Origin of the sequence: Floridaenema aerugineum BLCC-F46, from assembly GCF_041929345.1 — a bacterium.
GTDB classification, from domain to species: Bacteria; Cyanobacteriota; Cyanobacteriia; order Cyanobacteriales; family Aerosakkonemataceae; genus Floridanema; species Floridanema aerugineum.
Window position 1 is genome coordinate 1 of record NZ_JBHFNQ010000080.1, and the last position, 12,056, is coordinate 12,056.

Annotated in this window: 10 protein-coding genes; 6 read left to right on the plus strand and 4 right to left on the minus strand. The window is 37.9% G+C overall.

Going from position 1 to position 12,056, the window contains the following annotated elements; all coding sequences use genetic code 11:
- Positions 1-152 precede the first annotated feature (152 nt).
- A complete protein-coding gene (locus tag ACE1CC_RS10220) occupies positions 153-512 on the plus strand; it encodes an ARC6/PARC6 family protein (RefSeq protein WP_413270366.1) in 360 nt (119 codons plus the stop codon).
- A 24-nt stretch (positions 513-536) separates the two neighbouring features.
- On the plus strand, positions 537-2,459 hold the full coding sequence (locus ACE1CC_RS10225; RefSeq protein ID WP_413270357.1) for a protein kinase domain-containing protein: 1,923 nt from the start codon (positions 537-539) through the stop codon (positions 2,457-2,459).
- Between the two features lie 61 nt (positions 2,460-2,520).
- Here ACE1CC_RS10225 and ACE1CC_RS10230 read toward each other — a convergent pair whose 3' ends face one another.
- Positions 2,521-4,806, minus strand: coding sequence for a WD40 domain-containing protein (locus tag ACE1CC_RS10230; protein ID WP_413270358.1), 2,286 nt, complete (start codon positions 4,804-4,806; stop codon positions 2,521-2,523).
- Between the two features lie 29 nt (positions 4,807-4,835).
- Positions 4,836-5,906 (minus strand): DUF1822 family protein, encoded by a 1,071-nt coding sequence (locus ACE1CC_RS10235; protein ID WP_413270359.1) that lies wholly within the window; start codon positions 5,904-5,906, stop codon positions 4,836-4,838.
- Between the two features lie 148 nt (positions 5,907-6,054).
- Between ACE1CC_RS10235 and ACE1CC_RS10240 the strand changes: the two genes are divergently transcribed.
- Entirely contained in the window at positions 6,055-6,288 is a 234-nt protein-coding gene (locus ACE1CC_RS10240; RefSeq protein WP_413270360.1) for a hypothetical protein, read from the plus strand.
- 63 nt (positions 6,289-6,351) lie between these two features.
- On the opposite strand, the gene ACE1CC_RS10245 is transcribed toward ACE1CC_RS10240, so the two are convergent.
- The gene (locus ACE1CC_RS10245; protein ID WP_413270361.1) at positions 6,352-8,031 is read right to left on the minus strand and encodes a protein kinase domain-containing protein; all 1,680 of its coding nucleotides are present in this window, start codon (positions 8,029-8,031) and stop codon (positions 6,352-6,354) included.
- 4 nt (positions 8,032-8,035) lie between these two features.
- Entirely contained in the window at positions 8,036-9,373 is a 1,338-nt protein-coding gene (locus ACE1CC_RS10250) for an NB-ARC domain-containing protein (RefSeq protein ID WP_413270362.1), read from the minus strand.
- A 215-nt stretch (positions 9,374-9,588) separates the two neighbouring features.
- On the opposite strand from ACE1CC_RS10250, the gene ACE1CC_RS10255 reads away from it, so the two are divergent.
- From ACE1CC_RS10255 to ACE1CC_RS10265, 3 genes are all read left to right on the plus strand, one after another.
- Positions 9,589-10,026: a glutaredoxin family protein gene (locus tag ACE1CC_RS10255; protein ID WP_413270363.1), complete on the plus strand. Its 438-nt coding sequence runs from the start codon at positions 9,589-9,591 to the stop codon at positions 10,024-10,026.
- Positions 10,027-10,046: 20 nt separating this feature from the next.
- The gene (locus tag ACE1CC_RS10260) at positions 10,047-10,349 is read left to right on the plus strand and encodes an NfeD family protein (RefSeq protein ID WP_413270364.1); all 303 of its coding nucleotides are present in this window, start codon (positions 10,047-10,049) and stop codon (positions 10,347-10,349) included.
- Between the two features lie 183 nt (positions 10,350-10,532).
- Positions 10,533-12,056 (plus strand): calcium-binding protein (locus ACE1CC_RS10265; RefSeq protein WP_413270365.1); only part of this gene is annotated, 1,524 nt, incomplete at its 3' end.

A 12,056-nucleotide genomic window follows, 5' to 3' on the forward strand; every position in this document is an offset into this window, starting at 1 on the left:
TGTCTTTTACTCAAAACTTTGTTCATCTTTTTTGAGCTTTTTTAGACTCAGACCCTTACTATATCAGGATTTCATCGTTATTTACCTATAGCTCTAACGAAATTAATTAATTAAACTTATCAACCTAAGTACGGAAGACCCAGCAGGAGGCCATAAATCTAGTTTATACCTGGTTACAAGCAAAACCACGGATATTTGCTCCTCCCTTCGATCGTCAACTTGTTGCTGACCTGACAACAGATGAACGTTACACTAAAACTATTGCAGCAATTGAGGGGTTACAAAAAGATAATGCTTATTATAAATATGGTCCATCAGAAGTTGAAGCTACTGGAGAATTTTTTTCGCCGGAAAGCAATCAAATAATAATAGGAGTAAAAGTAACTGAAGATTATACGTACTACGTTAATGACCAAGTAGTTCCGTCAGAAAGTAAGTCTGGTACCCAAGTATATCGTTTGCTTTTTAAGTTAGAAGATGGGCGTTGGAAGATAGCTAAAACTATTCGTTAATTCATAAAAAGTGAAAGAAGTGTTATGACTAATTTCTCTGCTTTTTCCAGTCATGGCTACCAAATAATTCGAGAACTCGGACGCAATCGCGAGGGTGGACGCATCACCTATTTAGCTACTCATCTGAGCCAGAAACAGCAGGTTGTAATTAAGCAGTTTTGCTTTGCTCAGTCAGGTTCTAGCTGGTCAGGTTTTAAAGCTTATGAACGTGAAATTGAATTATTGAAAAAACTGAACCATTCTGGCATTCCACGTTACCTAGACTCATTTGAAAATAGAGATGGCTTTTGTTTAGTTCAAGAATATAAAAATGCTCGATCATTAGGAGAAATACGCCCATTAAAGCCAGAACAAATCAAGCAAATTGCGGTGGCTGCTCTAGAAATTTTAGTTGAGCTACAAAATTATATTCCGCCAGTATTCCATCGGGACATTAAACCAGAAAATATTTTAGTTGATGAACATCTCAATGTTTACCTCATTGACTTTGGTTTTAGTTGTCTTGGTGGTAAGGCAAGCAGTGAAAGCAGCATAATAGCTGGTACGCCTGGTTTTATGCCTCCCGAACACTTACATGAACTTACTAAATCTTCAGATATTTATAGTTTAGGAGCAACGCTAATCTGCTTGCTGACTGGGAAAACAACTACGACAATACAAGACTTACTTGATAAGCGCGATCGCTATCGCATCCGGTTTCAAAAGCAGATTCCCGAACACATCAACCCCCGCTTTATTAGCTGGCTGGAAAAGATGGTTGAACCTGACCTGAAAAAGCGCTTTACTAACGCAACTTCTGCCTTAAAAGCACTGAAACCAATTCCAATTGAACGCTCAGCTAAATCTGAGTTGCTCACAAAAATTAAAGTAGGTTTATCATTGCTGGCAACTAGTGCAATCTCTCTAGTGGGATTAGCAAAAGGGCCGGAAATCTATCTGCATTTTGTATCTAATTCAACTGTAAATAACATAACTTCTGGTTCAAGTCAACCGATTGCACCTCCGATTCCCAGTAATACTGTCAATAGTAATCCACTGCCAACTAGTACTCCTGGGTTGGAGGAGAAAAACTTTTCTAATCAGCCAATACCTACAACAACTCCAACAAATAATGCTGAAAGCAGTTCTCAAGCAATCAATCCGTCACAATTAGATAATCAGACTAAAAAAGAGCAAACTGATAATAGCATTTCCTCATCTACTGTAGATCCTGGTAATACTCTCAGCAAAGCTCTGGATATAGGAACTCTTAAGGATAATCGTACTTACAATGACTTCGTAGGAAGTGTTGACTTGGATGATTACTACCGTTTTAACCTAGATACTACGAGTAACTTTCAATTGTCCCTTAGTGGCTTGAGCGAGTATACTTATGTTCAATTAATTTTGGATCGGAATGGTAACGAGCAACTGGAGCGAGATGAAGTTCTATACGCTAACTCTAGTTCTTCTTCGACAGGAATCAACAGACCATTAGGTGCAGGTACTTACTTTATTCGGGTGTTTCCCAGCGATCGCAATAACAACACAAAATATACTTTAGAAGTTTCCACAACACCAGTTCAAACTAACTCAGTCGATCCGGGTAACACTCTCGGTAAAGCCCTTAACATCGGCAATCTCAAAGAGACTCGCACTTATAATGATTTCGTAGGTAGTGTTGACCCTGAAGATTACTACCGTTTTAACTTAGACAGTACCAGCAACGTCCAACTATCTTTGAGCAGTTTAAGTGAGTATACTTACGTACAACTTATTCTGGATCGAAACAATAATGGTCAATTGGAGCGAGATGAAATTTTATACGCTAACTCCAGTTCTTCTTCAACGGCAATCAACAGACCATTAGGTGCAGGAACTTACTTTATTCGGGTGTTTCCCAGCGAGCGCAATAACAACACTATATATACACTGGAAGTTTCTGCAACGGGAACATCAACAAATTAAACCGTTAATTGCACGCAATCTAAATCCATCAGTTCTTAACTCTGTCAGGGTAAAGTTAGGATTATAGATGCCAAATTTTGATGGTCATATCATTACTGCCGCTCACTAGAGTTTGTCCATCTGGACTGAACGCCACAGAAGAAACTGTATCTGAATGCCCTAAAGTGTCAATAGGTTCTCCAGTAAATAAGTCCCAAATACGGATAGTGCGGTCTGCACTGCCACTGGCAAGGAGTTTTCCGTCAGGACTAAAAGCAACCGAGTAAACATCATCTGTATGTCCTATCAAAGTAGTTTTAACTTCTCCACTGCTTAAACGCCAAAGTTTGATAGGTTGCTTGACACCGCCACTAGCCAGAGTCTGTCCGTCTGGACTGAAGGCAACCGAATAAACGCTGTTATCGCTAAAAAAAGAACGAGTCCAACCTACCGGACCTTCGCCAGGGCCGTTTAAGTTGCGAATTTGTCTGCCAGTATAGGCATTCCAAATCTTAATATTGCTGTCGAAACTACCACTAGCAATAGTTTGTCCATCATGGTTAATTGCTACGCAGTGAACAGCCCAAACATGACCTCTAAGAGTGTGCCGCAGTTCCCCAGTTTCTAAGTTCCAAACTTTGACGGTACTATCTGCATGATGTCCGCTGACTAGAGTCTTACCATCGGGACTGATGGCAATAGACCATACAGAAAGAACAACCCAATCATCGCCTTTAAGAGTACCTTTTAGTTTCCAGGTTTCAGTATCCCACAATTTAATTGTTCCATCTGGATTAGCGCTGCTGCTAGCAAGAATTTGTCCGTTGCTGCTGAAAGCAACGCAAGTAACGCCGCCAGAATGTCCGGTGATGGTGTGGAGAAGTTCTCCAGTTGCCAGGTGCCACAATTTGATAGTTTGGTCGAGACTGCCACTAGCGATAATTTCACCGTTAGGGTGAACAGCGACTGATTTAATGATGTCTGAATGACCCTTAAGAATACCAGTAAATTGCTCTGTTTTTTTTACCTTAATATTGTCTTGTTCAAGCGCTTTTTCTAGATCATATTTTAAAAGTTCCCCTTCGGGATATTTAGGATATTTTGATAGAAAAAACTCTACCCTTAACAATATATCTTGTAAGTCTCGAATTGACTTCGCTACTAAAAGCTTTTGCCGCAGTCCAGCTAACTCTTCATTCCTTTTGTCTTGCGAAGTCTGTTGTTTAGGCCAAACGAGAGAAACTTCTGCTGGATTTTGACAGACGATCGGCAGCAAACTAGCACCTGGGAATTCATCCTCTAAGCCTTCTGTCTGCAAAATTCCTCTGGTTTTCCAGACGGATTGATATAAAGATTCTCCGCTAGAAAATGCTCTGAGAAAGTGCTTCAAAAATCTTTGAGCTACTCGATCTGGAACAGGTTCGCGCATCACAATGATTTGTGGTATGTTCAATTTGGCAAGGTCGTAAGCTAATTGCAACCCGTCACAAGAGTTAAAAATTGCTAGTTTTAAACCTCGTTCTATAGCATTTTCTAGTCCAGGTTTTAATTTATCAACTGTCAAATATTCGTTTTTGTTCTTATTTGTATAGATTCGACCTTTGGCATCTTCACTTGAACTGTGTCCCGCAAAAAATAAAATATCCCAGTCTTCGTTCCAAAGGTAATCGCTAACAATCTGACGGGAATTTTCTGGTACTTCTGGAAGAAAGCTTACTTCTGCACCTGGTAACTCTTCCGTTAGAAAAGCACGATCTTGTTCGAGATCGATTCCTTCGCGATCACCCAAAATTGCTAAGATTTTGAGCTTAGTTTTATCAGTGACTATCTCTCTTTCAACTCGGTCAAAGTCCGGTGGACTGAGGGCAATTTCTACCTTGGCGCGACTTTCAGAAAATATACTCCATTCATGCCAGGGAAGTTTATTCAATAGTCTATCTTTTGTTTGAATGAATACCCGAACTTCTTCTTTTTTTCCTTTGCTATCTCCCAGTTCTTGTAGTAATCTATCCCTAAATTTGCTAAATTCAATATTACCGTTGCCGTATTGATTGAGCCATGCCTGAACGTTATTTACTAAATCTTGATAGGAATGACGACAGTTTTCCTTAATTTGAGTAACATTATTAGAACCACTGCCAATTTGTCTTCCTACTCTTTCTTTATTTCGCCAGAAAATACCACGTTGTAGAGATGAATAATCAGTGCGCCACTGCTCATAAATTTTCGTAATATCTGTTGATGCCCCCGGTAATTTGTAATCCTTTACCGCTGAAAATGACTGACCTTCTTTTGCCATCTGGAAGGTGACATCAAATCCTTGCTCAAAGCTGCCCCTATTGACTTTTAAAAATATTAATTTTGCCATTGCTTTTTTTCAAAACTCCAGAGATAAGGTTAAATGACAAAATCTTCAGTAACGCTGTCGTCACCTGAAGTTACTTGGACACTAAACTGTTCTTCTGGAGAAAATAAAATCTCCTGGCTAAAGCCTTGAAGGTTGTCATTAACTGGGAATTCTAAAGGTTCTCCAGAATCAAAAAAAACTACGATTTTAAGATCTTCTGGCAAATAAGTTTCTTTACTAAGAGGATACACACCGATGAATATACTAATTTGTTGGTTTTGGAGAACCTCCAAATCGAGAATTAAAGCTAGTGTGCGATCGCCTAGTTGAATCTCTTTAGCTCGTTGAACAGCATTTGACCTAAAAGCAGGACTTAGTGTTGTTATACTAAAAATCTCAGCAATTGTTTGCCATCCTGCCTGAGTTGCCTCAACAAAGTTATTCTGAAGCCACTCGAACAAATTGATAGATGAATAGTAGGGAATTTGTTCCTCAGCTTCCATTGCAACTTCTTGTGCTGACTCAACACGCACATCCTGAACTGGTACGCCCAGTAACTCTGTTAGTTCCCCACTTCTAAACAAAGCTTGAATTTGCTCAATCCCGGCTTGGGTACTATTAAAAACTAAGACTATGCTATTGCGCTCAATTCTCTCCAATCTCATAGAAGCATTACCCGGAATTTGTTTTAATTTATCAGACCAATACTCCAATTGCTGAATATCTATTTGAGAAAACTCTAAAACTATTCTAAAACTTGCCCTTTCTTCATTTAGTGGTGGCTCTATCCTTTTGTATCCTAACTCCTCAAGACCTAGAGGAATTTGCCTAGCTGTGATTTCTGCTTGATAATTTTTCTGAACATATAATTCTTCAATATATCGATATAATCCTCTACTTAATTCTACTCTTAGTCCACCATAATTAATCTTCAACAAGTTAGCAATTTGTTGAACACTAAGTTCACATAGTAATCCACAAAGACAGTCGTTTTCTTTTCCGGTTAGGCTGAGTTTCCTACGACTATTTTGACAAATCTGCTTGGTATTACTGAGATCTACGCATAGTTCTTCTAGCTTCCAGGTATTTGCGGCTTGCTTAACGAGTTGATTTATTTGCATATCAAATATAACTAAAAGACGTTACTAACCAATTTACTACAAATTACTAACACTTGCTAACAATGATTTGCATTTTTGTTAGTTTTATTCTGATTTTAGTGTCATTTAAAGTTGGATTAAATTCAACAAAAAACAAGGCAAATCAATTATGTTCAGTAATTTAGAAAAAATTACCATTACTCTTGTAACATTATCACTCATGTTGGCAACAGCAAGTTCTGGACATGATGGAAAAACAGTGTTGATTGCTCAGCCCTCTATGGCTGGTTCCATCGGCTCAAGCACAATGATGAGGGATGACGACTCGATAGCTGAAAAATGCACTTGTAGAGTTCCCACCAGCTACCGTCCTGATTCAGCTGAACTGGAAAAGGAAAATTAAACTTATCTTTTAACGGATGTAGAATAAGCAGTTTGTATTCCTGGTTCAACAGAGCCAGGTTTTTTATCGTTCTTGCTGGAGACTTACAGTTTGTAAGTGCTTAAGTGCCATAATCTTCCACATTTTTTCTTCTGGGTTAATCAGTGGACTGTCTTTTTTTGATCCGTTTGTCTGGCACTTTTTCCAATGAGGAATCGCAGCTTTTAAATTATTTTGGGATTGAAAAACCAGTGCCATCAGGCAATAAGGAGAAGCCTTATCAGGAGCGAGTTTAATTGCTGTTTGCAGGTACTTTGCAGCCTCAATATATCGTTTTTGTTGGAAATTCGCCCAGCCAATATTTTTGTATAAATCGGATTTTATTGCCGTCTCTTTAGTTTGGTTTATGCCTTGTAAAAATAGCAAAATAGCACGGTTATACTCTCTATCGAAAATTTCCAACCGTCCCAGATTGTTAATAGCAGCAGCAGCGGTATCTTTGTCTTGCTCTTGTATTGCAATTTGATATTGAGCGCGAGCACATTTTAAATTTCCCTGCTTTTCACAAGTAGCCCCCAAGTTGAAGTGAGCTTCCCAAAATTGAGGATTAAGTTGCACGGCTAAACTAAAATATAATCTCGCCTTTTCTAATTCTTCATTCATATAGTACTTGTAGCCATTTCGGTTAAAAGAATCAGCCAACATTGGCGAAAACAGCCATAAGCCACTCAGTCCCAATATTGCTGCTACTGCTATCCTGACTTTTAACAAGTGAACTTGTACAAGCGTTAAAATTTGTTCGCCAAAAAATTTATTTACAGATTTAAGAGATTCCCTAATTGGAATGGAATTCTGATTTGTAATCAAAGATTCAATCTCTACCAAATGTTGTAAAATAACTTGGGTATTCTGAGGTCGCTGCTCTGGTAAGGGAGCAATTAACCAATCAATTAATTCAGCTAGCGGCAACGAAATGTGGGGTGCATACTGTCGCCAGTTCAATTTACCTGTTTTTGGTTCGTCATCAATATCTATAGGATGTATACCTGTTAGCAAGTGAATAAAGGTGCAACCAAGAGCATAAAAATCTGATTGAGGAACTGCCCTTCTGCTAACTTGCTCTAGGGGAATATAACCTTTAGAACCAATTTGAGTAATATCTCGGCTTACTCCTACTTTTGCCAAATAAGTATCTGTAACTTCCCTCACAGCATTAAAATCAATTAATACGAGTTGACCGTCTGGTTTAAGAATGATATTTTCTGGTTTAATGTCTCGATGAAAATATCTATTTTTATGAAGGTAGTCCAAAATTTTTACTAGCTGTTTTAACCAATCAATTGCTTGGGCTTGAGTGATGGGTTGGTTTTGCCGATCGCTCTGCCAATCTTTTAAATTCAAGCCATCAACTTTTTCCATTAATAGACAATGACAAGGCTCTTTTTGATTTTTCACTGAGAAAGTGAAGTATCCATCCGGCTCTACTTTGGGAATCCCTGGATGTTCGAGCAGTTTCAAAATTTCTGCTTCCCGTTGAAACAGTTCAATCGCTTTGTAATAGTTGTTAAACAGAATTTTGCCAACTTTCCGCTTACCGTTATCATCTAATTCAATAATTTTACAAAAGCCACCTTTACCAAGTAATTGAATACCTCGATAGCGATTTTGCAACAGCAATTCTGTGCCACAGTTGCGACATATAAGTAGATTGGCATTTAGAAAATCGTTAGGTTTTGGACAGTTGGGATTAAAGCAGTAACTCATAGTACTAGCGCCCTCGAAATTGCAAGTTTAGATATTTTCTTACGACTGGCTGTAGAGTGAATAAAGCTTTGCTTTCTGCTTTAACTGTTTCCAATAGCGATCGTCTTCGTAAAGATTCCAAAGCATCAAGCATTTCTGAACTCAATACTTGTGGCTGAATAGTATCTCTAATCTGATGGCGAGTAACTGGAGTTTGGCTGATTGCCAAACAGTACATAATTTTTTGTTCTACCTCTGATAAACGATTAAATTGCTGATATAACAGATATTGAATATCACCCAAAAAAAGGGTGAATTCCTCTAAAAAATTAGACACACTTCCAGCATAATCTTTTTGCAACATAGCAGCTACTATTTTCAAAGCTAAAGGGTTTCCTTCGTAGCGATCGATCAGTTCCTCCCATTTATCTTCATCAGCCAAATTGTGTTGTTTAAAAATTTCCTTAGCTGCTGCTGTTTCTAAAGCTTCAAGTTTTACAGATACAATACCTTGGGTATCTCTTTCTAAAAAAACAACTTCTCTGGGCTTTTCCCAACTAGTCAGCACTAAACAACTATTATGTTTTGCTGCCCCTACTCGTCTAAGTAACTCGCCATAGTTTTCGTAGTCTTTTAAATAATGACCTGCCAACTTGCCACTACTGAATAAATTTTCATAAGCATCTAATATCAACAGACAGCGATGTTGGGATAAATATTTGATTAGTAGGGTCAAGCGATCGCCTATATTGATAGAATTATCAATCTGCAACTTATCGGATAAAACTTGCAGCAAATCATCCAACAATTCTGTCAAAGGTGGGGGTAGTTGACGATCTAGACTTCGCCAAATTACATATTCAAACTCACCAAAAAACCTTGTGCATAAATGCACAGCCAAAGCCGTTTTGCCAATACCCCTCATACCCAGTAATGTCACCAAGCGATAGCCCTGTTTAATCATCTGTTCCAGCGTCGCTAGTTCTTTCTCGCGTCCAAAAAATACCAAAACATCAGGTGCATCTGCCCAACAGAAATGTGTGTTGTTCATTAGCTTTGGCACTTCCTTCCCTTCTGGTGTTTCTTCAGGGCAAGACGATCGCCGTTTTTGTAATTCGATCAGCACTATTTTTAGGTTTTTTTTACTAACCGCCTCTCCTGTGACTTCCGAGAGTAGCTTCCATAAATTGGGAGCAGCATATTTTTTTACATAGCCAGAAGCATATCCCTGAATTTCCATATCATCATAAGTCTGACCTGACCAACATTTGCAAATAATTTCCCTTTGCAGAGAATTTAAATCTTCTCTTTCCTGTTCTACCATCAAATTTTCCAGCAGGGTCAGTGCTGCTTGAATATCCACGATTTACCCTAATTTTAATATTAATTTATAAGCATAGCATGAATTTTATGAATTTTATGAACTATCAGAATCCAGCAGTTACTTATCTAAATAAAAAGTTATGAACTTTAAGGATTTACATTTTAAGTAGAGGAGTCAAGAATATTTATAAACCTTGATAACAACCTGTCTGGGTTATTAAAAATAACAGAAAAAATAGTCAGAGTAAGTATTCAATGAAATCCAAGATTATTAGTTTGTCTTTCGTCGCTATGGTCACTACATTTTGTACTATAGCCTATGCACAACAGCAAGGAGTAATTAACTCCAAGATACCTATTTTCCATCCAGAAAGCTCAGGTGTAAAAACTACATCTGAGTCGGCAAAAATAGGTTTGGCTAAACATTTACGGCGACAAAAAGCAAAAATGTACGGTGCATACTGGTGTCCTTATTGTACCAGACAGAAGCAAATCTTCGGCTCACAGGCTTTTAATTTAATCAGATATATTGAGTGCGATCCTAGAGGCCAAAATGCCAAACCAGACCTATGTCGCCAAGCAAATGTTAGAGGATATCCTACTTGGGAAATTAACGGTCAACAATACAGAGGTATGCGTTCTTTGAGCGATCTTGCTAATATATCTGGCTATCGTGGTTCTCGTAATTTTTGAATTGAGTGAGGTCAAAACTCGTGAAGTTATGGGAAGAGGTCAGCAAATTTTTTAGAAGTTTTCTAGCTTCAGAAATTCAGGACACACGACTAGATTTGGCTAAAAACTATTGGGTTGATTCTAGCTACAACTATTTGGAGAATGAAGCAATTGTAGAGCAGGTAATAGAACCTCTGAGACGCGGAAGAGTAAGTTTTAGAGGATCTTACTGGTTTGCTCGATGTAAGCAAGAAATTACTTTATTTCCTGGTCAAATGGTTTATGTAGTTGGCATCGACAATCTGACCTTAGTTGTAGAACCAGTTGTCTCACAAATATCTTAGGTTTTGAAGCGAGAAAATCGTAGGTATTCAGTTCTTTGTTTTGGTGTAATCGCGCCAACCTAACCTTTATTTGCTCACCACAATATTCACTTTACGACACTTATTGCTAATGCGATCGCTATGTCGATAGTTCCACTTTGTCATATTCACAATAATTTGTAACTAACAAGAGGAAAAATAATCATGTCTACTCCTAACTTTAAATTTGAACCTGTTTACAATAAACTCATTGAACAAGGTGGCAAAAGTCAAGCTATTTTCATAAACGGAATTTTAACTCCGCCCCCAGACTATGACAAACAGAAGCAAAAAATTGATGATATCTTCAATTTAAAGGGAAATGAAATTATACCTGAATTAGGATACGAAGGTTCAGTTATCTTTACACCTTACTACAACGAATCAGATTTTACGGGTAACATTGCTGAAACAGTAGCCAACCAAATTATAAAAGGGCTATTTAAAGCAGCTACTTCAGTTTTTCTTGATAAACTGGTCGATAATATTTCAATCACAGGAATGTTTAAGTTTTTTCAAAAAGTAAAAGACCAAAACTTGAAGGATTTAATAGATGATGTTTTTGGAGATTTATTCAAAAGTATTATTACTGGAGAACCAGAAGGAAGTCTTGGAATTACTGAAGATACTTTAGGATTTATAAATTTAGTTTTTGAAGATCCTTTACACGCTTTATCAAGTGGCGAACTTTTAGCCGAAGCAGTCCAGTTTCTCACCAATTTTATTCCAGCGCCTTGGGATGCGGTTTATGATGGTGTTATTGAAGCATTACCTGATGATTTTAAAGAATCTCTAGCTCAATTTTGGTACAAATCCCCAGATAAAAGTCAAGCTTTAAATCCTCAATGGACTGGTGATGCCATTAATCGGTTGCAGGAAAATCCCAATAACTCTTTAATTCTAATAGGTTACTCTCAAGGAAACTTTTTTCTTGAAGATGGCTTAATTGACATGAGTTCTGATATTAATCCATCTCGTGTTAGAACTCTAGCAATTGGCTCTCCTACCAGTTACTTTCAAGCGGGGCAATTTCTTGATGTTTATGGCAAGAATATTTTCGATCCATTAGATCCTGTCGCCAAACTGCAATTTACATCGGATGATCTTATCACTAAAGCTTCAAAGATTTTCCAAATGCTGCAAGGGTTAGTTCAAGGTAACTTAGGCAAGCATGATTTCTATAGTTATGTAGAACGTGATGATATCAAAGGTAGTTTTAAGGAGTTTTTCTACGACTTACACCCTAAAGGTTACTATTTCCCTAGCAAAGACACATCAATGCGTCCCGGTACAGAAGATGATGACTGGATAGAAGGTACTACTGGTGCTGACACAATTGATGGGAAAGAAAGAAATGATATTTTGCAAGGCAATAATGGTAATGACAAATTAATCGGCGGCAAAGGTTATGACCTTTTAGACGGTGGAGAAGGAAAAGATACTGCTGATTATTCCACTAGTGAAAGTGGAATTAATGTACAAGCTAAGAAATTTGTTGATTCTGACATTTATGAAGTTCAAGATGGTTTTGGTACTGTAGATATCCTTGGAAATATCGAAATCATCAGCGGCTCAAAATTCGATGACCAAATGACTGGAGGAGACTACGAGGATATCTTCTACGGTCAAGGTGGAAACGACACATTTTGGGGACAAAAAGGAAACGACATCTTTTATGGCGGTACAGGC